The sequence below is a fragment of the Streptomyces pratensis genome, assembly GCF_037137275.1.
Taxonomy (GTDB): domain Bacteria; phylum Actinomycetota; class Actinomycetes; order Streptomycetales; family Streptomycetaceae; genus Streptomyces; species Streptomyces pratensis_B.
The window spans coordinates 23,833-42,987 of record NZ_JBBBEN010000052.1; the positions used below are offsets into that span (position 1 = coordinate 23,833).

General features: G+C 73.2%; 20 protein-coding genes and 1 riboswitch. Of the genes, 11 read left to right on the top strand and 9 right to left on the bottom strand.

The window, feature by feature from the left end:
• The first annotated feature begins 64 nt into the window (after positions 1-64).
• The 3 genes from V9U70_RS02400 to V9U70_RS02410 all read left to right on the top strand — a co-directional run bounded on the left by V9U70_RS02400 (position 65) and on the right by V9U70_RS02410 (position 2,395).
• Complete coding sequence (locus V9U70_RS02400; protein WP_336672735.1) at positions 65-538, top strand: DUF5304 domain-containing protein; 474 nt, start codon at positions 65-67, stop codon at positions 536-538.
• 75 nt (positions 539-613) lie between these two features.
• A complete protein-coding gene (locus tag V9U70_RS02405) occupies positions 614-1,555 on the top strand; it encodes an ROK family glucokinase (protein ID WP_336672736.1) in 942 nt (313 codons plus the stop codon).
• An 81-nt stretch (positions 1,556-1,636) separates the two neighbouring features.
• Positions 1,637-2,395 (top strand): endonuclease/exonuclease/phosphatase family protein, encoded by a 759-nt coding sequence (locus tag V9U70_RS02410; protein ID WP_336672737.1) that lies wholly within the window; start codon positions 1,637-1,639, stop codon positions 2,393-2,395.
• A gap of 9 nt (positions 2,396-2,404) precedes the next feature.
• Here the strand turns inward: V9U70_RS02410 and V9U70_RS02415 are convergent, their stop codons facing one another.
• Positions 2,405-3,124: a hypothetical protein gene (locus tag V9U70_RS02415; protein WP_336672738.1), complete on the bottom strand. Its 720-nt coding sequence runs from the start codon at positions 3,122-3,124 to the stop codon at positions 2,405-2,407.
• A complete protein-coding gene (locus V9U70_RS02420; RefSeq protein ID WP_336672739.1) occupies positions 3,117-3,896 on the bottom strand; it encodes an alpha/beta hydrolase in 780 nt (259 codons plus the stop codon). Before V9U70_RS02420 ends, V9U70_RS02415 begins: the two co-directional genes overlap by 8 nt.
• Positions 3,897-4,130: 234 nt before the next feature.
• Here V9U70_RS02420 and V9U70_RS02425 point away from each other — a divergent pair, with 234 nt between their 5' ends.
• The 4 genes from V9U70_RS02425 to V9U70_RS02440 all read left to right on the top strand — a co-directional run bounded on the left by V9U70_RS02425 (position 4,131) and on the right by V9U70_RS02440 (position 8,040).
• The gene (locus V9U70_RS02425; protein ID WP_336672740.1) at positions 4,131-4,898 is read left to right on the top strand and encodes a lysophospholipid acyltransferase family protein; all 768 of its coding nucleotides are present in this window, start codon (positions 4,131-4,133) and stop codon (positions 4,896-4,898) included.
• A gap of 34 nt (positions 4,899-4,932) precedes the next feature.
• Complete coding sequence (macS, locus tag V9U70_RS02430) at positions 4,933-6,171, top strand: MacS family sensor histidine kinase (RefSeq protein WP_336672741.1); 1,239 nt, start codon at positions 4,933-4,935, stop codon at positions 6,169-6,171.
• Positions 6,168-6,905 (top strand): response regulator, encoded by a 738-nt coding sequence (locus V9U70_RS02435; RefSeq protein ID WP_419723920.1) that lies wholly within the window; start codon positions 6,168-6,170, stop codon positions 6,903-6,905. The genes macS and V9U70_RS02435 overlap by 4 nt, the downstream gene beginning before the upstream one ends.
• A 130-nt stretch (positions 6,906-7,035) precedes the next feature.
• Entirely contained in the window at positions 7,036-8,040 is a 1,005-nt protein-coding gene (locus V9U70_RS02440) for a 2-hydroxyacid dehydrogenase (RefSeq protein ID WP_336672742.1), read from the top strand.
• 48 nt (positions 8,041-8,088) lie between these two features.
• Here the strand turns inward: V9U70_RS02440 and V9U70_RS02445 are convergent, their stop codons facing one another.
• On the bottom strand, positions 8,089-10,026 hold the full coding sequence (locus V9U70_RS02445) for an anthranilate synthase family protein (protein WP_336672743.1): 1,938 nt from the start codon (positions 10,024-10,026) through the stop codon (positions 8,089-8,091).
• 267 nt (positions 10,027-10,293) lie between these two features.
• On the opposite strand from V9U70_RS02445, the gene V9U70_RS02450 reads away from it, so the two are divergent.
• Together V9U70_RS02450 and V9U70_RS02455 are read left to right on the top strand one after the other, a co-directional pair.
• The gene (locus V9U70_RS02450) at positions 10,294-11,640 is read left to right on the top strand and encodes a class II 3-deoxy-7-phosphoheptulonate synthase (protein ID WP_336672901.1); all 1,347 of its coding nucleotides are present in this window, start codon (positions 10,294-10,296) and stop codon (positions 11,638-11,640) included.
• 163 nt (positions 11,641-11,803) lie between these two features.
• Positions 11,804-12,109 carry a (2Fe-2S)-binding protein gene (locus V9U70_RS02455; protein ID WP_336672744.1) on the top strand — a complete coding sequence of 102 codons (306 nt, stop codon included), beginning with the start codon at positions 11,804-11,806 and terminating at the stop codon, positions 12,107-12,109.
• Positions 12,110-12,171: 62 nt separating this feature from the next.
• Here the strand turns inward: V9U70_RS02455 and bfr are convergent, their stop codons facing one another.
• Positions 12,172-12,651 carry a bacterioferritin gene (bfr, locus tag V9U70_RS02460; RefSeq protein ID WP_336672745.1) on the bottom strand — a complete coding sequence of 160 codons (480 nt, stop codon included), beginning with the start codon at positions 12,649-12,651 and terminating at the stop codon, positions 12,172-12,174.
• 150 nt (positions 12,652-12,801) lie between these two features.
• On the opposite strand from bfr, the gene V9U70_RS02465 reads away from it, so the two are divergent.
• Entirely contained in the window at positions 12,802-13,434 is a 633-nt protein-coding gene (locus V9U70_RS02465; RefSeq protein WP_336672746.1) for a sulfite oxidase-like oxidoreductase, read from the top strand.
• A 33-nt stretch (positions 13,435-13,467) separates the two neighbouring features.
• Here the strand turns inward: V9U70_RS02465 and V9U70_RS02470 are convergent, their stop codons facing one another.
• From V9U70_RS02470 to thiO, 5 genes are all read right to left on the bottom strand, one after another.
• Positions 13,468-14,331: a deoxyribonuclease IV gene (locus V9U70_RS02470; protein WP_336672747.1), complete on the bottom strand. Its 864-nt coding sequence runs from the start codon at positions 14,329-14,331 to the stop codon at positions 13,468-13,470.
• Positions 14,332-14,335: 4 nt separating this feature from the next.
• Positions 14,336-16,264 (bottom strand): Stk1 family PASTA domain-containing Ser/Thr kinase, encoded by a 1,929-nt coding sequence (pknB, locus tag V9U70_RS02475; protein ID WP_336672748.1) that lies wholly within the window; start codon positions 16,262-16,264, stop codon positions 14,336-14,338.
• A 119-nt stretch (positions 16,265-16,383) separates the two neighbouring features.
• Positions 16,384-17,178: a thiazole synthase gene (locus tag V9U70_RS02480; RefSeq protein ID WP_336672749.1), complete on the bottom strand. Its 795-nt coding sequence runs from the start codon at positions 17,176-17,178 to the stop codon at positions 16,384-16,386.
• A 3-nt stretch (positions 17,179-17,181) separates the two neighbouring features.
• On the bottom strand, positions 17,182-17,442 hold the full coding sequence (gene thiS, locus V9U70_RS02485) for a sulfur carrier protein ThiS (RefSeq protein ID WP_336672750.1): 261 nt from the start codon (positions 17,440-17,442) through the stop codon (positions 17,182-17,184).
• Complete coding sequence (gene thiO / locus V9U70_RS02490; protein WP_336672751.1) at positions 17,439-18,626, bottom strand: glycine oxidase ThiO; 1,188 nt, start codon at positions 18,624-18,626, stop codon at positions 17,439-17,441. Before thiO ends, thiS begins: the two co-directional genes overlap by 4 nt.
• Positions 18,624-18,736: riboswitch (TPP riboswitch) on the bottom strand. (Overlaps the previous gene by 3 nt.)
• Before the next feature lie 52 nt (positions 18,737-18,788).
• Here thiO and V9U70_RS02495 point away from each other — a divergent pair.
• Positions 18,789-19,130 (top strand): avidin-fold protein, encoded by a 342-nt coding sequence (locus V9U70_RS02495; RefSeq protein ID WP_336672752.1) that lies wholly within the window; start codon positions 18,789-18,791, stop codon positions 19,128-19,130.
• Positions 19,131-19,155: the final 25 nt, after the last annotated feature.

Genomic DNA, 19,155 nt, shown 5'->3' on the forward strand with positions numbered 1-19,155 from the left:
ACGTCGGTAGTACGTGTCCCCGCACGGCCGTGAACCGGCCGCCCCGCGCCGCAGGAGCCCCGCCATGAGTGAAGCCACCGACCGTCCCGCAGACGGCGACGCGTGGGCCGACGCCTGCGCAGAGGACCTCGCGGCGGAGAAGGCCCGCCGCCGCGCCCAGTACGGACCGCAGCCCGGATCGGCCGCGGAAGAGCTGCGCAGGCTGGTCGACGCGGTCGCCGACAAGGTCTCCTCGCTCCAGACGCCCCTGCTCGGCGTCGCCGCCCAGGGCGCGGTGCAGCAGGTCATCTCGCAGGCGAAGTCCGCCGTCGAGCCGGTCATCGAGCGCAACCCGCAGTTCTTCGACCACCTCGCCGCCGCGGGCGGTGAGCTGCTGGCCGCCTACCGCTCCGCCGTCGAAGGCCAGGAGAGCCGCTGGACCCGCACCACGGAGGGCGCTTCCGGCGGCGGCGCCGGCCCCGCTGAGAAGGCGGCGGAGAACCCGGCCGGCCCGCGGGACGAAGGCCCCCCCGGCACCGAGCGCATCGACCTGGACTGACCGGTCCCGGCCGGTGCCGCGCCCGGCCTCGGGTACGGTTGGCCCCAGCGGGGCTCGACCGAAACTGAGGGATTCATGGGACTCACCATCGGCGTCGACATCGGCGGCACGAAGATCGCGGCTGGAGTGGTCGACGAAGAGGGCCGTATCCTCTCGACGTTCAAGGTGGCGACCCCGCCGACGGCCGAAGGCATCGTCGACGCGATCTCCGCGGCGGTCGCCGGGGCGAGCGAGGGGCACGACGTGGAGGCCGTCGGCATCGGCGCCGCGGGATACGTCGACGACAAGCGCGCCACCGTCCTGTTCGCACCGAACATCGACTGGCGTCACGAGCCGCTCAAGGACAAGGTCGAGCAGCGCGTCGGCCTCCCCGTCGTCGTGGAGAACGACGCCAACGCGGCGGCCTGGGGCGAATACCGCTTCGGCGCGGGCCAAGGCCACGACGACGTCATCTGCATCACGCTCGGCACCGGCCTCGGCGGCGGCATCATCATCGGCAACAAGCTGCGCCGTGGACGCTTCGGGGTGGCCGCGGAGTTCGGCCACATCAGGGTCGTCCCGGACGGCCTGCTGTGCGGCTGCGGCAGCCAGGGCTGCTGGGAGCAGTACGCCTCCGGCCGCGCCCTCGTCCGGTACGCCAGGCAGCGCGCCAACGCCACCCCCGAGAACGCCGCCATACTGCTCGGCCTCGGCGACGGCACGGTGGAGGGCGTCCAGGGCAAGCACATCAGCGAGGCCGCCCGGCTGGGCGACCCGGTGGCCGTCGACTCGTTCCGCGAGCTGGCCCGCTGGGCCGGCGCCGGACTGGCCGACCTGGCCTCCCTGTTCGACCCCTCCGCGTTCATCGTCGGCGGCGGCGTGTCGGACGAGGGCGAACTGGTCCTCGGCCCGATCCGCAAGTCGTTCCGGCGCTGGCTGATCGGCGGCGAGTGGCGTCCGCACGCCCAGGTGCTCGCCGCCCAACTCGGCGGCAAGGCGGGGCTCGTGGGCGCGGCGGACCTGGCCCGTCAGGGCTGACCGGCCGGCCCCCGTACGACGCACGGACGCCCGCCGCCGCCCTCCGGGGCGACGGCGGGCGTCCGCCGTATCGTGACCGGCATGGTCCTGCCGCCGCTGCCCGACTCCCGTGCCGAGCCGGACGGTTCAGCCGTCATCAGAGTGCTGAGCTACAACGTCCGCTCGCTGCACGACGACACCGCGGCCCTCGCCCGGGTCGTGGGCGCCTGCGCGCCCGACCTCCTCCTCGTCCAGGAGGCCCCGCGCTTCTTCGGCTGGCGTGCGGCGGCGGCCCGGCTCGCCCGGAACAGCGGTCTCGTGGTGCTCGGCGGCGGGGCGGGCGCGGCCGGCCCGCTGCTGCTGTGCTCGCCGCGGGTGATCGTGGAGAGCGCGAAGGACGTGCTGCTGCCGCTCACCCCGGGACTGCACCGCCGGGGCTTCGCCACCGCCGTGGTCACGATCGCCGGGGCGCGGCTGGGCGTGCTGAGCTGCCATCTGAGCCTGCGGCGCGACGAACGCCTCGCCCAGGCGGACCTGTTGCTGGAGCGGCTGGACGCGATGGACGTGGCGCACGCCGTGGCGGGCGGCGACATCAACGACGTACCGACCGGGGAGGCGTTCGCGCGGCTGGCCGGACGGCTCCAGGACTGCCGGGCGGTCGCCCCCTGGGGCGGCGGGCCGACCTTCACCCCGAAGGACCCGCGCCGCCGCATCGACGCGGTGTTCGCGACGCCGGGCATCGAGGTGCTCGGCTGCGGCGTCCCGGACGGGGCGGCCGGTGTGAGCGCCGCGGACCTGAGAGCGGCCACCGACCATCTGCCGGTGCTGGCCGCCCTCAGAGTCCCCGCCGCCACGCCCTGACGGCGGGGCTCACACCACCGCGCCGCGTCCCGGGTCTCCGTGCGGGTCCTCATCGTCGTCGTGCGGCATCCGGGCCACCAGGGTCGCGAAGCCGCCGAGGAAGCCGCCGATGCACAGGGTGGTGAGCCACCACGTCATCTCCCACCGGAGCATCACCGCGAGCAGCATCAGGACCGGCCCGCCGATCACCGAGAGCCACGCGAACTTGGCCGTGACGTCGGCCTCCGGCAGCGGAGGCGGCTCCGGAGGCACGAAGTGGCCCTCGCCGTCCTCGTCCGGCTCGCCGAGGCCGTCGTCCTTGGGCTCGGGCAGCTCGTAGTCACGGGGGCCTGCGACACCGGGCGCGAAGACCACGGAGCTGCCGAGCGTCTTCTTCTCCGGCGGCTTCGGGGGTTTCTTGCCGGACCCCTTGTCCGCGGGGTCGCCGGCGGAGCCGTCCGCCGGGCCCACCACATTGCGCTGGTCGTCCTCCAGCAGGGCCAGGTCCTCGACTGACTTGAACGGCTTGGCGCCCGGCGGGTCCGGCGGCTCCTCCCCGTACCCCTCGACGATCGCGGCCCACGCCGCCTCCTCGTCGATCACCCGCTCCGGTTCCGTCCCCTCCGGGGCGGCGGGCTCTGTCCCCTCCGGGCCCGCCGGCTTCGTCCCCTCCGGGACGGCCGCGGGCTCCGTGGGCCGCGGATCACGCTCCTCTTCGCCGCCTGGGCGTTGTGCATCGTGCTCAGCCACCGGACGTGCTCCCCTTCTTCCCGACGCTCGGTGCGAGACGGCCGATGAACCGGTAGCTCTCATCGAAGATCCGCTCCGCATCGTGGTCCAACGTCGCCACGTGGTAGCTCTGTTCCAGCAGGATCTCCGTGACGTCCGTGGAGGAGACCCGGCTCAGGATGCGGGCGCTGTCCGCGGGCGGCACGACATGGTCCTGCGGGCTGCGCAGCACGAGGAGCGGCTGGGTCACCTGCGGCAGCTCGCCGTCGACCAGCCGGAAGAACTGCCGCAGGGAGTGCGCGGCGTGCAGCGGCACCCGGTCGTAGCCGACCTCGTGCGCGCCCGCGAGCGCGATGTCGTCGGCCACGCCCGCGGTCGTCCGGACCAGGTGGCGGGCGACCGGCAGCGCGTACGCGGACAGTCCGTGCACCTTGTTCGCCGGGTTGACCAGCACCAGACCGCTGACCGCGTCGCCGTGTCTGGCCGCCAGCCGCAGACTCAGGGCGCCGCCCATGGACAGTCCGAAGACGAAGACCCGCTCGCACCTCTCGCCGAGGGCGCGCAGCTCCCGGTCCACCTCCGCGTACCAGTCCTGCCAGCCGGTGACCGCCATGTCCTCCCAGCGGGTGCCGTGGCCGGGCAGCAGCGGCAGCGAGACGGTCAGCCCGCGCTCGGCGAGGTGGTCGGCCCACGGGCGCAGCGACTGCGGCGATCCGGTGAAGCCATGACAGAGGAGCACGCCGACCTCTCCGCCCTCGTGGCGGAACGGCTCGGCTCCGGGGAGGAGCGGCACCAGGATCTCCTGTTCGTGGGACGGCCTGGGGGCTGGGGCGCACCCGGGGGAGCGCTTGACGGATGACTTCACCGTACGCGACCGGACCGACACCGACCAGGGCCGTCACCGCCCCGCCCGGCCCGGCCGCCGCTCCCCGTGCCGGGTGTCCGCCGCCGCTCCTCCCCAGCCGGGCAGAGGCCGCGGCGACCTCACGGGTTAAGGTCTGACGACAGCACACAGGAGGCACCAGAGTTGATCTACGGCGCAATGAAGTTCTCCATCGGCGGGCCCCTGAAGCTCGCCTTCCGGCCGTGGGTGGAGGGCCTGGAGAACATCCCCGAGCGGGGGCCGGCGATCCTCGCGAGCAACCACCTGTCCTTCTCCGACTCGTTCTTCCTCCCGGCCGTGCTGGAACGCAAGGTCACCTTCATCGCCAAGGCCGAGTACTTCACCGCGCCCGGCGTGAAGGGCAGGCTCACCGCCGCCTTCTTCAAGGGCGTCGGCCAGCTCCCCGTCGACCGCTCCGGAGCCCGCGGCGCGGGCGAGGCGGCGATCCGGGCGGGCATCCGGGTCATCGAGAGCGGCGGTCTCTTCGGCATCTACCCCGAGGGCACCCGATCGCCCGACGGCCGCCTCTACCGGGGCAAGCCCGGCGGCCTCGCCCGGGTGGCCCTGGCCACCGGCGCCCCCGTCATCCCGGTCGCGATGATCGACACCGAGAAGATCCAGCCCCCCGGCCAGGTGGTGCCCAAGCTGCTGCGGCCCGGCATCAGGATCGGCAGGCCGCTGGACTTCAGCCGCTACCAGGGCATGGACGGCGACCGCTTCATCCTGCGCTCGGTGACCGACCAGGTCATGTACGAGATCATGAAGCTCTCCGGCCAGGAGTACGTGGACGTCTACGCCACCGCCGCCAAGCGGCAGATCGCCGACGCCGCGAAGGCCGAGGCCCAGGAGTCCAAGCGCGCGCAGCGGCGGGCGGCGGGAGACGAGAACGAGACGGAACGGTCCGGCGCGTAGCCGCGTCGTTCACCGTCCCGGGGGGGTGGGGGCCATGGCCAGGCGTGAACGGGTCGTACGGATGTCGGTCGAGCAGCCGCTGTGGCGGGCGCTGACCGGGTACCGCGTCCTGACCATGCTCTACGCGGTGCTGCTCACCGCGTTCGGGCGCGACGAGTTCGAGCGGCTCTGGGTGGCCGCCGCGTTCCTGGCGTTCCTCTTCGTGTGGACGCTGGCCACCCTGCCCAAGGTCCGCTCGGCGGCGAGCTGCACCAAGCGGTTCCTCGGCGCGGACCTCACCGTCGCGCTGAGCGGGATTCTGCTCACCCCGCTCGCCGACCTCGACTCCCAGACGTTCGACGGCCCGACACTGCCCTCGATCTGGACGGCCGGCTCGGTCCTCGCCTTCGCCCTCAAGGGCGGCTGGCGCTGGGCCGCCTTCGCCTCCACGTTGGTCGCCGCCGCCAACATCATCCAGCGCGGCGACCCCAGCCGGGACACCTTCCACAACGTCCTGCTGGTGTGGGTCGCCGCCATCGCCATCGGATACGTCGTCGAGGTCGCCCGCGCCAGTGAGCGCACCCTGGCCCGCGCCCTGGAGATCGAGGCGGCGACCCGCGAACGCGAACGCCTGGCGCGCGACATCCACGACAGCGTGCTCCAGGTCCTCGCGATGGTGCAGCGCCGCGGCACGGCGATCGGCGGCGAGGCGGCCGAGCTGGGCCGGCTGGCCGGCGAGCAGGAGGTCGCCCTGCGCACCCTGGTCTCCAGCGGCCTGGTGCCGCCCACCCGGGTCTCGGAGGACGCCGCCGACGGAGCGGTCGTCCGCACGGTCGAGGTGGACGAGGAGCACGGCCCCGACGGCGGGGGCACGTGCGATCTGCGGGCCCTGCTCGCCCCGCACGCGGGGGCCCGGACGAGCTTCGCGGAGCCGGGGGCCCCGGTGCCGCTCCCCGCGGCGGTGGCCCGCGAGCTGGCCGCCGCCGTCAGCGCCGCCCTGGACAACGTCCGGGTGCACGCGGGCCCCGGGGCCCGGGCGTGGATTCTGGTCGAGGACGAGCCCGGCGAGGTGATCGTCACCGTCCGGGACGACGGGCCCGGCATCCCGGAGGGGCGGCTCGCCCAGGCGGAGGGGGAGGGGCGGCTCGGCGTCGCGCTGTCCATCCGCGGCCGGCTGAGCGAACTGGGCGGCACGGCAGAGCTGATCTCGGTCCCCGGCCAGGGCACCGAAGTCGAGTTGAAGGTTCCCAAAGCACCGAAGGTTTCCCGGGGGAAGGCAGGATCGGCCCGATGACCACGCACAACGCACCGCAGGACGCACCGCGCACCGCACAGCCGAGCGAGCGGCAGGGGGCGGAGACCGCCGACCGGCCCATCCGGGTCATGGTCGTCGACGACCACCCCATGTGGCGCGACGCGGTCGCCCGCGATCTCGCCGAGTCCGGTTTCGACGTCGTCGCGACCGCCGGGGACGGCCCGCAGGCGGTCCGCCGGGCCAGGGCCGCCGTCCCGGACGTCCTGGTCCTGGACCTGAACCTGCCCGGCATGCCCGGTGTCCAGGTCTGCAAGGAGCTGGTCGGCTCGCACCCGGCGCTGCGCGTGCTGGTCCTCTCCGCGAGCGGGGAGCACGCCGACGTGCTGGAGGCGGTGAAGTCCGGGGCCACCGGCTACCTGCTGAAGTCCGCCAGCACCCAGCAGCTGACCGACGCCGTCCGCTCCACCGCGGCCGGCGACCCGGTGTTCACCCCCGGCCTGGCCGGACTGGTCCTCGGCGAGTACCGCAGGCTCGCCTCCGACCCCGCCCCGGAGGCCCCCGACGACCCCAAGGTCCCCCACCTCACCGACCGGGAGACCGAGGTGCTGCGGCTGGTCGCCAAGGGGCTCTCGTACAAGCAGATCGCCGAGCGCCTGGTCATCTCGCACCGCACGGTGCAGAACCATGTGCAGAACACCCTGGGCAAGCTCCAGCTGCACAACCGGGTGGAGCTGGTGCGGTACGCCATCGAGCGCGGTCTCGACGACGCCTGATCCGGCCCTCCCGTCCCGTCGCCCGGGATGGCGGGACGGCGGGACGGCGGGCGGGGCCGTATATTCGCGCTGTCCGGCGAGGCCGCGCCGCAGGGCGCCGCCCCTGCCTCGCGTAGAGATCGGAGAACCCGTGGAGATCCTGGCCTTCGGTGTGCAGTCCGATGAGAAGCCCCTGATCGAGAAGGCCTTCGCGCCACTGCACGAGGTCCGCTGCCTGGACGTCTTCCTGAACCGGGACACCGCCCCCATCGCGGCCGGATACGAGATCATCTCCACCAGCGTCAACGCCGACCTCGGCGGCAGGGTGCTCCAGACGCTCGCCGCCGGCGGCACGCAGATGATCGCCCAGCGCTCCACCGGCTTCAACAACATCGACCTGGGGGTCGCAGAGCGCCTCGCCCTGCACGTCGCCCGGGTCTCGTCCTACTCGCCGTACTCGGTCGCCGAATTCGCCTGGACCCTGGCCATGGCCGTGAACCGGCGCGTCATCCGCGCCGCGAGCCGCACCCGGGACTTCGACTTCCGCCTCGACGGGCTCCTCGGCCGGGACATGCACGGCCGGACCGTCGGGGTGCTCGGCACCGGCAAGATCGGGGAGGCGTTCACCCGGATCGCCCACGGCTTCGGGATGAAGCTGCTCGGCTGGGACGTGGTGGAGAACCCGGCCTGCGTCGGGCTGGGCATGGAGTACGTGGCCAAGGAGCGGCTGTTCGCCGAGGCCGACCTGGTCAGCCTGCACGTCCCGCTGCTGCCCACCACCCGGCACATCGTCGACGAGTCCGCGCTCAGGGCGATGAAGGACGACGCGATCCTCGTCAACTCCAGCAGGGGCGGCCTCATCGACACCACCGCGCTGGTCACCGAGCTGCGCGCCGGACGCTTCGCGGGCGTCGGACTCGACGTGTACGAGGCGGAGGCCGGGCTGTTCTTCATGGACAAGTCCCTGGAGGGCATCGACGACGACACCCTGGCCCGGCTGGTGACCTTTCCGCACGTCATCGTCACCTCCCACCAGGCCTATTACACGCGGGACGCGGTGGGCCAGATCATCGACGCGACCGTCGGGAACGTCGCCGACTACCTGGCTCACCGCCACAGCGAGAACGTCCTCGTCCCGCCGCCGCCCAGCCCCTAGGAGGTGTCCGGCCCCGACCCGCCGGACGCCTCCCCGCCCGTCATCCCGTCATCCCGCCACCGGCAGCCCCGCCAGCAGCTCCGTCACGATCACCGAGCCCCGCACGGTCAGCACGGACTCCGGGTGGAACTGCACCGAGGCGAACCCCGGCCCGCGCAGCGCGTGCAGCTCCCCGCCGTCCTCGTCACGGCTCGCCTCGATCCCGTGGGCGGCCAGCTCCGCGGCGGCCGGACCGTCGCACCTGGCGGTGAAGCTGTTGTAGAAGCCCACCGTCTCCGGCCGCCCGAAGAACTCGATCCGGGTCTGCGCCCCCTGGTACGGCACGGCCTTGCGCACGATCTCCAGGCCCAGCTCCGCCGCGATCAGCTCGTGCCCGAGGCAGACCCCCAGCAGCCCGTGCCGGTGGTCGCGCACCAGCTCGGCGGTGAGGCCGCGCAGCAGCCGCATCTTCGGGTCGGTCAGATCGCCCGGGTTCCCCGGACCGGGGCCCAGCACCACGGGCCCCCGGTGCGCGCGCACCGCCTCGGCCAGCCCCGGCTCGTCGTACCTGCGCACCGACACCTCCAGGCCCAAGGCGCGCAGCAGATGGGCCAGCATCGCGGTGAACGTGTCCTCGCCGTCGACCATCAGCGCGTGGCCCGTGAGGTCCTGGACGCGCTCCTGCATCCGCAGCCAGAACGGGGCCAGGGAACCGCGCCGGTCGGCCAGCGCCGCCTGCACCCGGGGATCGGCCGCCAGCCGCGGGCGGGTCGCCTCCTCGCCGGGCGCGGCCGGCCGCACGCCCAGCGCGGCCAGCACCCCGGCCGCCTTGGCGTGCGTCTCCGCGACCTCGCTCTCCGGGTCGGAATGGCGTACGAGCGTCGCTCCGACGGGCACGGCGAGGCTGCCGTCAGGGGCGATGTCGGCGGTACGGATGAGGATCGGCGAGTCCAGGGTCTGCGCCCCGTTCTCGTCGATTCCCAGCAGCGCCAGCGCCCCGGCGTAGTAGCCGCGGCCGCCGGACTCGTACCGCTCGATGACCCGGCAGGCGTTCTGCACCGGGGAGCCGGTGACGGTCGCCGCGAACATGGTCTCGCGCAGCACCTCCCGCACGTCCAGCGAGGACCGGCCGCGCAGCTCGTACTCGGTGTGCGCCAGGTGCGCCATCTCCTTGAGCCGGGGGCCGACCACCACCCCGCCCATGTCGCCCACCGTGCACATCATCTTCAGTTCCTCGTCGACCACCATGGACAGCTCCTCGGTCTCCTTGCGGTCTCCGAGGAACGCCAGCAGGCTCTCGGGGGTCGGCCCCCCGGCCGGGTAGCGGTACGTCCCGCTGATCGGGTTCATCACGACCGTCCCGCCGGACATCCGCACATGGACCTCCGGGCTCGCCCCGACCAGCGTCCGCGTCCGGACCCCCTCGGTCCCGCTGCCCCCGATGTGCACCACGAACGTCCAGTACGCCCCCCGCTCGCCCGTCAGCAGCCGCCGGAACAGCGCCAGCGCGTCAGCCCTCCCGAAGCCGGCGATCTCGCCCCGGAACGTCCGCCGGATCACGAAGTTCGCGCCCTCGCCCTGCCCGATCTCGTCCTGGATCACCCGCCGGACGATGTCCGCGTACGCCGCGTCCGGCACGTCGAAGCCCCGGTCCTGGACCCGCACGTCATGGGCGGGCAGCGCCTCCCGCAGCTCCGCGAGGTCCAGCTCGTGCGTCTCGTCGGCGACCAGCGCGCTCAGCGGGGTCCCGTCGTCGCGCACGTCGAACCCGCGCTCGGCGATCTGCCGGAACGGCACCAGGGCGAGCACCGGGCGCTCGCCCACGGGCAGCTCCGCCAGCCGGTCCACCTCCCGCACGCCGCCGACCAGCACCTCGACGCGGTCGTGGTCGCGGCCGGGCGTACGGCGGAGCAGCAGGGCGAACGGCGGGGCGTCGTCCGCGAGCAGCCGCTCCACGAGGGCGTGGGCGCTGCCGGGCGGGCGGGGGGCGGCGGTGGGACGGGGCATGGCGGGGGTTCCTTCCGAAGCGGGGGAGGAACGGCTCCGCAACGCGGAAAGGCCGCCCCTCGGGCGGCCTTCGCGAGAAATGTCAGCGCGATGAGTCAGCGGGCCGCCCGTGGAGCGGTCCACCACCAGTTCCGGATCGAGATACGGTTTTGTCGCGTCGACATGCGCCGAACTCTAGCGGACGTCACGGCGTGTGAGGTTCCCGTCTCATTTACTGAGCGTTCGAATGGCCGAACCGCGCGACCCCGTAATGTTGTGTACGTGACCGTGAACGCCAATACCTCCGTCGCCGGTGGCAACACCTGGCGAGACCTTCCCGCGGCGCAGCAGCCCGAGTACCCCGACTCCGAGGCCCTGCGCGATGTACTCGCGGACCTCGCGTCGTATCCTCCGCTCGTCTTCGCCGGCGAGTGCGACCAGCTGCGCGCCCGCATGGGAGCCGTCGCCAAGGGCGAGGCGTTCCTGCTGCAGGGCGGCGACTGCGCCGAGGCCTTCGACGCGGTGTCGGCCGAGCACATCCGGGCCAAGCTGAAGACGCTGCTCCAGATGAGCGCCGTCCTGACCTACGCGGCCTCCGTGCCCGTCGTGAAGGTCGGCCGGATCGCCGGACAGTACTCGAAGCCGCGCTCCAAGCCCACCGAGACCCGTGACGGCGTGACCCTGCCGACCTACCGCGGCGACTCCGTCAACGGCTTCCCCTTCACAGAGGAAGCCCGCATCCCGGACCCGCAGCGGCTGAAGCAGATGTACCACGCGTCCGCCTCCACGCTGAACCTGGTCCGCGCCTTCACCACCGGCGGCTACGCCGACCTGCGCCAGGTCCACGCCTGGAACCAGGACTTCGTGAAGTCGTCCCCCGCCGGCCAGCGCTACGAGGCCCTCGCCCGCGAGATCGACAACGCGCTGAACTTCATGAAGGCCTGCGGCACCGACCCGGCCGAGTTCAAGGCGGTCGAGTTCTTCTCCTCGCACGAGGGGCTGCTGCTGGACTACGAGTCCGCGCTGACCCGTACGGACTCGCGCACCGGCGAGCTGTACGACACCTCCGGCCACATGGTCTGGATCGGTGAGCGCACCCGGCAGATGGACGGCGCGCACATCGAGTTCGCCTCGAAGATCCGCAACCCCATCGGCATCAAGCTCGGCCCGACGACCACCGTCGACGAGGCGCTCGGCTACGTCGACCGCCTCGACCCCGAGCGCGAGCCGGGCCGGCTGACCTTCATCGTCCGGATGGGCGCGGACAAGGTCCGCGACAAGCTCCCCGAGCTGGTGGAGAAGGTCACCGCCTCCGGGGCCACCGTGGCGTGGGTGACCGACCCGATGCACGGCAACACCTTCGAGGCCGCGTCCGGCCACAAGACGCGCCGCTTCGACGACGTCCTGGACGAGGTCAAGGGCTTCTTCGAGGTCCACAAGGAGCTGGGCACCCACCCGGGCGGCATCCACGTGGAGCTGACCGGCGACGACGTCACCGAGTGCGTGGGCGGCGGCCACGAGATCTTCGTGGACGACCTGCACCAGCGCTACGAGACGGCCTGCGACCCGCGGCTCAACCGCAGCCAGTCCCTCGACCTGGCCTTCCTCGTCGCCGAGATGTACCGCGCCCAGTAGGACGTCTGGGCGCTTGAACCTGTGGGGCACGGATCTGTGTGATCCGTGCCCCACAGGCCGTTCCGGGACTTTCCCGCGGCTTGAGCGACGGGTAAGGTTAGGTTAGCCTCACCGACGAAGACGGGGACGGCGCCAGCGACCGACCCGCAGGGAGGTGAGCCGCATGTACGTCTGCTCCTGTTTCGGCGTCACGGAACAGCAGGTCAAGCGGCACGCTGAGGCCGGTGCCTGCACGCCTCGCCAGATTGCGTCCGCCTGCAAGGCCGGAACCGACTGCGGCGGTTGTGTGCGCCGTATCCAGGCACTGCTCGGGCGGGGCGACTGCTCGCGCCGCGAACTGCTCGACCAGCGGCAGGAGCCCGCGGCCGCCTCCCTGGCGCGCCCGGCCGCCCGGTCCGCCGTGAGCCCGACGGCGGCAGCGGCCTCCGCCGGGACGGCAGCCGTCGCCCGCCTCTCCGACGCGGCCTGACCCCGGCCCCCGGGTGCGCGCGGACCGGGGCATCCGGAGGCCGGTCCTCCGGGGGCGCCGGATCAGCTCTCGGGCTGCTCGATCAGCTGGGCGATGTAGAGCGGCTCACCGAGCTTCTCGACCAGCTCCAGCTGCGTGTCGAGGTAGTCGATGTGGTGCTCCTCGTCCTCCAGGATCGACTCGAAGATGTTCGCGGAGGTGATGTCGCCCTTGGCGCGCATCACCTCGATGCCGCGCTTGAGGCGGTCGATCGCCTCCACCTCGACCTGGCGGTCCGCCTGGAACATCTCCGTGACCGTCTGGCCCACCCGCACATGGAAGAGCCGCTGGTAGTTCGGCAGCCCGTCGAGGAACAGAATCCGGTCCGTGAGGACCTCGGCGTGCTTCATCTCGTCGAAGGACTCGGCCCGGGTGTACTTGGCGAGCTTGGTCCAGCCGAAGTTCTCCTGCATCTTGGCGTGCAGGAAGTACTGGTTGATGGCGGTCAGTTCGGCGGTCAGCTGTTCGTTGAGGAACTCAAGGACCTCGGGGTCGCCCTGCATCGCTGAGGCTCCTTCCAGGCGTGATCGGCAAGTGGCCGCATCCTCGCACCGCGGTCAGCGGCCGTCCAGTAAGTGCATGCTTAGTGCGAGTTGCCCCGGATGGCTCTGCCCTGGTCCCGACCACCCCTGGCTGTCTGTCACCATGGAGGCATGGGTCAGCCGGAAAGCCGGGAATACCGCGAATCAGGGCAGTCCGAGCTTCCGCCGGGTCAGCGACTGCAGCGCGGCTGGCCGGTCACCCACTACGGGCCCGTACCCAAGTTCAAACCCGACCGCTGGGAGTTCCGGGTCTTCGGGGCCACCGCCGACGGCGACAAGCACTGCTGGAACCACCAGGACTTCTCGGCCCTGCCGTTCTCCTCCGTCGTCGCCGACCTGCACTGCGTGACGAAGTTCAGCATGCTCGGCGCCGAGTGGGGCGGGGTCCTCGCCCGTACGGTCCTGGACCTGGCGCCGCCCGCGCCCGACGTCACCCACGTGATGGTGTGGGCCGAATACGGCTTCTCCTCCAACCTGCGCCTGGAGGACTTCGCCTCGGAGCGCACCGTCTTCGCCACCCACAAGGACGGCGAGCTGCTGACCGCCGAGCACGGCTTCCCGCTTCGCCTCGTCGTCCCGCACCGGTACGCCTGGAAGGGCCCGAAGTGGGTCAGGGGCGTCGAGTACATGAGGGCCGACCGGCGCGGGTTCTGGGAGGAGCGGGGCTACCACAACATCGGCGACCCGTGGCGCGAGCAGCGCTACTCCTACCAGGAGGAGCCGGGGGACGGCCCCGAACTCTGAGCACGTCGTGCTCGGCAGGCGGGCGGGCCGCCCTCAGCCGGCGGGCGAGTCGCGCAGCCCCTTCAGCCGGGCCACGTCCGCCGCGTGCCCCTCCTTGCCGCCGGGGGTCTCGATGACCAGCGGCACGCCCTCGGTCGCCGGATGGGCGAACAGCTCCCGGAACGGCTCCGCCCCGATGTGGCCGGCGCCGATGTTCTCGTGGCGGTCCTTGTGGGCGCCCACGACGTCCTTGGAGTCGTTGGCGTGGATCAGCTTGATCCGGCCCTCACCGACCGTGTCCACCAGCAGGTCCAGCGTCTGCCGCATCCCCGAGGGGCCCGCGAGATCGTGCCCCGCCGCGTAGACATGGCAGGTGTCCAGGCACACCCCCAGCTTCGGGTGGCAGTCCAGCGCCTCGAAGTACGGCCCGAAGTCCCAGGTCCGCGAGCAGAGGGAGGAGCCCTGGCCGGCGGTCGACTCCAGGAGCAGATCCGGGTCGTCGTCGTGGGTCAGCTCGTCCAGCAGCGGCCGCAGACACGTCCGCACCTGCGCCAGCGCCTCGGCGCGCGGCCGCCCGCCGGTGGCCGAGCCGGTGTGCACCACCACACCCAGCGCACCGATCTCCCGAGCCCGGCGCAGCGAGTGGCGCAGGGAGTCCACCGACTTCTCGACCGTCGCCCCGGTGTGCGAGCCGAAGTTGATCAGATACGGCGCGTGGACGTACGCCGGGATCGACGCCGCCGCGCACCCGGCGCGGAACAGCTCGTCCTGCGCCGGGTTCCCCGCAGGCGTCGCCCAGCCGCGGGGGTTGGCCACGAAGACCTGCACGGCCTCCGCCGCCAGCTCACGGGCGTACTCCAGGCCGACCTTGGCGAGGCCGCCGGCCACCGGGACATGGCCGCCCACCGGATTGCGCATATGGCTACAGTCCCTTGGTCTCGATGGTGATGGTGGAGCCCTCGGGGGCCCGCTCGCCGCCCTCCACGGACTGGCTCGCGATCGTGTCGCTGAAGGAGAGGAACGGCCGGTCGACCTTCACCTCGAAGCCCGCCTCCTCCAGCGTCTGTCTCGCCTCGTCGACGTCCCGGCCGGTGACGTCCGGGACGTCCAGCATGCGGGGGCCCTTGGAGACGGTCAGCTGGACGGTGTCGCCCTCCGCGGCCTCCGCGCCCTCGCCCGGGGACTGCTCCGCGACGTCCCCGGCCGCCTCGGAGGAGTTGATCCGGCCGGGCAGCACCTCGGCCTTGAGCCCCTCGCCCTCCAGCTCCGCGGTGGCGTCCCGCACCGAGAGCCCGGTGACGTCCGGGACGTCGACCGGGCTGCCCTTGCTGACGACCAGCGCGACGGCGGTGTCGGGACGGCGGTCCCTCCCGGCGCCGGGGTCCGTGCGGATCACCTTCCCGCGGGCGACGTCCTCGCTGAACTCCCGGGTGGTCATGCCGGGCAGCAGGCCCACCTTCTTCAGCGCGCGCCGGGCGTCCGCGAGGGAGCTGCCCGCCACCTCGGGCACCCGCACGATCTCCGGGCCGCGCGACACGACGAGCTTCACCGAGCCGTTGCCGCGAATCCGCTCTCCGGAGGCCGGGTCGCTGTCGACCACCAGCCCCCGCTCGACCGTGTCGCTGAAGACCCGGTCCACGCCCTTCAGCCCGAGCCCGCTGTCCGAGAGTCGCTGCTCCGCGGTCTTCTGGGTCTGCCCGAGCAGCGAGGGGACCTGGGTGAACTGCCCGGTGTTGACGTACCAGACGCCCGCTCCGACGCCCAGCGTCAGCAGGACGGCTGCGAGGACGGCGAGCAGCCCGCGGTGCGGCCCGCCGAACGGTCCGCGCCGGCCTGGAAGGCGCTGCGGCGCCGCGCCGGCCTCCGGCGGCGTCTCCAGGCGGCTGGTGCGGTGCACGGCAGCGCCGTCGCCGTCCGACACGGCCCGCGGGATCACGCTCGTACGGTCGTGAGAGCCGTCGTGCGCGTCGGACAGCGCCTGCGGCGGTACGGCGTCCAGCTCCGCGTCGGTCAGCGCGGCGCGGGCATCACGGGCCGCGGCGAGCAGCAGGACCGCGTCGTGCGGGCGCGCCTCGGGGTCGCGGGCGGCGGCGTCGGCCACCAGGCCGTCCAGCGCGGCCGACAGCCCCGGCACGGCCGCGGACGGGGCCGGAACGTCCTCGTTGAGGTGCTGGTAGATGACCTGGGCGGCGGTGTCGCCGGTGTGCGGCTTGGAGCCGGTCAGCATCTCGTACAGCACGACGCCGCAGGCGTACACGTCGCTGCGGGTGTCCGCCGTGCCGTCCTCGATCTGCTCGGGCGCCAGATACGACACCGTGCCCAGCAGGGAGCCGGTGGTGTCGGTGGCCGTGCCGACCGCGCGGACCAGGCCGAAGTCGGCGACCTTGACCCGGCCGTCGTCCCCGATCAGGACGTTCTCCGGCTTCATGTCCCGGTGCACGAACCCGGCGCGGTGTGCGGCGCCGAGGGCGGCGAGCACCGGCTCCAGGATGTCCAGGGCCGCCCGGGGCTGGAGGGCCCCGCGCTCGCGCAGCACGTCGCGCAGGGTGCATCCCGCCACGTACTCCATCGCGAGGTAGACGTACGCGCCCTGGGCGCCCTGGTCGAAGACCGCGACGACGTTGGGGTGCGCGAGCCGGGCCACCGACTTCGCCTCACGGATGAAGCGCTCGACGAACGAGGCGTCGGAGGCCAGCGCCGGGTGCATCACCTTGAGGGCGAGCACCCGGTCCAGGCGGGTGTCCACGGCCCGGTAGACCGTGGCCATCCCGCCGACGGCGATGCGCGCCTCAATGCGATACCGGCCGTCGAGCAGCTGCCCGACGAGAGGGTCCTGGAGGGTCGTGTCCACCCGGAGAGTCTACGAGCCGCCGCCGACGACCCGGACGGGCCGGACCGCTCCGGGGCCGTTCTCCAGCCGATCCGTGACCGGAGCCCGCCCCGAGCGGCCGACGGCGGCGCGGCGCCCCTTCAGAACGCCGGGCGCTCCGGATCGAGCGCCGCCCGCCCCGCCACCGGGGACGAGGCCTCGGCGAAGTGGCGGCGCGGAATGCGTCCCGCCCGGTACGCGAGCCGCCCGCCCTCCACCGCATGGCGCATCGCGGCGGCCATCAGCTCCGGCTCCTGCGCGCGGGTCACCGCTGAGGCGAGCATCACAGCGGCGCACCCCAGCTCCATCGCCTGCGCCGCGTCCGAGGCCGTGCCGGCGCCGGCGTCCAGGATGACCGGAACGCCCGCCCGCTCGACGATCAACTCGAAGTTGTGCGGGTTGCGGATGCCGAGCCCGGAGCCGATGGGCGAGCCGAGCGGCATGATCGCCGCGCACCCCACGTCCTCCAGCTTCCGGGCGAGGACCGGATCGTCGTTGGTGTAGGGCAGCACGGTGAACCCGTCGTCGACCAGGACCTCCGCCGCGTCGAGCAGCTCGATCGGGTCCGGCAGCAGGGTCCGCTCGTCGGCCACCACCTCCAGCTTGACCCAGTCGGTGCCGAGCGCCTCGCGGGCCAGCCGGGCGGTGAGCACCGCCTCGCCCGCGGTGAAGCAGCCAGCGGTGTTCGGCAGCACCTGGATGGCGAGCCGCTCCAGCACCGAGAGCACAGAACCCTGCACGGTCGGGTCGAGCCGGCGCATCGCGACCGTGGTCAGCTCGGTCCCGGAGGCGATCAGCGAGCGCTCCAGCACCTCCAGGCTGGGCGCCCCGCCGGTGCCCATGATGAGCCGGGAGCCGAAGGCCGCGGGCCCGAGGGCGAAGAGGTCGTCCGACATGGTTCAGCCTCCCTGCACGGCGGTGAGCACCTCGACGCGGTCGCCCTCGCGCAGCGGGGTGGACGCCCACCGGCCGCGCGGGACGACGCTCTCGTTGACGGCGGCGGCGACCCCGGAGGAGGCCGGGGTCAGCGTGGCGACGAGGGCGTCCAGGGCCGTCCCGGCGGGGACGGAGCGGACCTCTCCGTTCACGGAGAGGGACACCGGCGGGGAGGGCGGCGCGGCGGCGGTCGCGGGCGGCGGGGTCGCGGGCTGCTGGGTCATACGGGCTGCTCCTGGGGTGCGCGGGCGGCGGAGACGGGCGCGAAACGGCCCGGGTGGAACGGGCGGGCCACGTCGGGCAGCTCGCCGGTGGTCAGGGCCTCGGCCATCGCGTCGCCGGTGAGGGGGGTCAGCAGGACGCCGTTGCGGTGGTGACCGGTGGCGAGCAGGAGGCCGGGCAGGGCGGTGGGGCCGAGCAGTGGCGCGTTGTCGGGGGAGGCGGGGCGCAGACCGGCCCGGGTCTCGGTGAGGGGCAGTTCCGTGATGCCGGGCACCAGCTCGTGGGCGTCGCGCAGCAGCTCGTAGACCCCGCCCGCGGTGACCGTGGTGTCCCAGCCCATCTCCTCGCTGGTCGCGCCCACGACCAGCTCGCCGTTCTCGCGCGGCACGAGATAGAGGTGGCCGCCCCGGACCACGGCGCGCACGGTGCGGCTGAGGAAGGGGGCGTACGCCGGGGGAACCGTCAGCCGGAGCACCTGGCCCTTGACCGGGCGGACGGGCGGCACGACCTGGGGCGGCAGCCCCGCGAGCCGCCCGCTGAGGCTGCCCCCGGCGAGCACCACCTGATCCGCCCGGAACCGAGAGCCGTCGCCGAGCAGCGCCCCGGCCGCCCGGCCGCCGGTGACGGTGAGCCGCTCGGCCGTCGTCCGGCGCACCTCGACGCCGGCCCGCCCGCAGGCCTCCCGCAGCGCCGCGGCGAGGCGGCGCGGGTCCACCTGGTGGTCGCCGTCGACCCGCAGGCCGCCCCGGACGCCCGGAGCCAGCATCGGCTCCAGGCGGCGGCACTCGCGGCCGCTGAGCCAGGTCGACTCCAGGCCCGAGCGCTCCTGGAGGGCGTGCAGCTCCCGAAGGTGGGCGCGGTCGTCGGAGTCCAGCGCGACGGCGAGCGTGCCGCAGGCGCGAAAGCCCGTCCCGCGGCCGCTCGCCTCCTCCAGCTCGGCCACGAACGCCGGGTAGCGGGCGGCGGAGGCGAGGTTGAGCCCGAGCAGCGTCTCCTCGCCGTAGTGCAGCTCGGTGACGGCGGCCAGCATGCCCGCCGCGACCTGCGCGGCGCCGCCGCCCGGATCGGGGTCCGCGACGGTGACGCGCAGCCCTCTCTGGGCGGCCCGCCACGCGACGACCAGGCCGATGATGCCGCCCCCGATGACGAGGACGTCGGATGCGGAGGTTCTCCCCGGGACGCGCATGGGTGTCCAGCCCCTCCCTTCGCCGGCATGACCCGGATCAGGTTCGTACGGTCGGAGGCCGTCCAGCCTCCCTCTCAGCCCGGTGCGTCCGGGCTCCCGCGAGTGTTCTACCGTGGGCCAGCCTAAACCCACTCGCCCGCCGCGGATAAGGGAGCGCCCGCCATGGCCCGTTCGCTCGACGGACTCGTCCTCGCGCCGGTCGCCGACCAGGCCCCCGGCCAGGTCGGCACCCGCACCCGCTTCACGTACCACGAGCGCGAGGGCCGGGTCTGGGCCGAGTACACGGGCGGCGACGTGGTGCACGGCCGGCTCGTCGGCACCCGGGACGGGGACGCGCTCGACTTCCGCTACGTGCAGCTCAAGCAGGACGGGACGACCTCGTCCGGGCACTGCCTCTCCACCGTCGTCGAGCTGGCGGACGGCCGGTTGCGGCTGGAGGAACGGTGGGAGTGGGAGTCCCAGGAGGGCAGCGGGACGAGCGTGGTGGAGGAACCGCGCACCTGACGGCCGATCAGATGATTATGGTGGG

Excerpts from the sequence above, each read along its gene's own strand:
- V9U70_RS02465 (WP_336672746.1), top strand. The coding sequence starts at position 12,802 with ATGGGTCAGCCGGAAAGCCGGGAATACCGCGAATCAGGGCAGTCCGAG.
- thiS (WP_336672750.1), bottom strand. The coding sequence starts at position 17,442 with ATGACCCAGCAGCCCGCGACCCCGCCGCCCGCGACCGCCGCCGCGCCG.
- V9U70_RS02405 (WP_336672736.1), top strand. The coding sequence starts at position 614 with ATGGGACTCACCATCGGCGTCGACATCGGCGGCACGAAGATCGCGGCT.
- V9U70_RS02410 (WP_336672737.1), top strand. The coding sequence starts at position 1,637 with ATGGTCCTGCCGCCGCTGCCCGACTCCCGTGCCGAGCCGGACGGTTCA.
- V9U70_RS02480 (WP_336672749.1), bottom strand. The coding sequence starts at position 17,178 with ATGTCGGACGACCTCTTCGCCCTCGGGCCCGCGGCCTTCGGCTCCCGG.
- macS (WP_336672741.1), top strand. The coding sequence starts at position 4,933 with ATGGCCAGGCGTGAACGGGTCGTACGGATGTCGGTCGAGCAGCCGCTG.
- V9U70_RS02435 (WP_419723920.1), top strand. The coding sequence starts at position 6,168 with ATGACCACGCACAACGCACCGCAGGACGCACCGCGCACCGCACAGCCG.
- thiO (WP_336672751.1), bottom strand. The coding sequence starts at position 18,626 with ATGCGCGTCCCGGGGAGAACCTCCGCATCCGACGTCCTCGTCATCGGG.
- V9U70_RS02445 (WP_336672743.1), bottom strand. The coding sequence starts at position 10,026 with ATGCCCCGTCCCACCGCCGCCCCCCGCCCGCCCGGCAGCGCCCACGCC.
- V9U70_RS02455 (WP_336672744.1), top strand. The coding sequence starts at position 11,804 with ATGTACGTCTGCTCCTGTTTCGGCGTCACGGAACAGCAGGTCAAGCGG.
- V9U70_RS02495 (WP_336672752.1), top strand. The coding sequence starts at position 18,789 with ATGGCCCGTTCGCTCGACGGACTCGTCCTCGCGCCGGTCGCCGACCAG.
- V9U70_RS02400 (WP_336672735.1), top strand. The coding sequence starts at position 65 with ATGAGTGAAGCCACCGACCGTCCCGCAGACGGCGACGCGTGGGCCGAC.
- V9U70_RS02470 (WP_336672747.1), bottom strand. The coding sequence starts at position 14,331 with ATGCGCAATCCGGTGGGCGGCCATGTCCCGGTGGCCGGCGGCCTCGCC.
- bfr (WP_336672745.1), bottom strand. The coding sequence starts at position 12,651 with ATGCAGGGCGACCCCGAGGTCCTTGAGTTCCTCAACGAACAGCTGACC.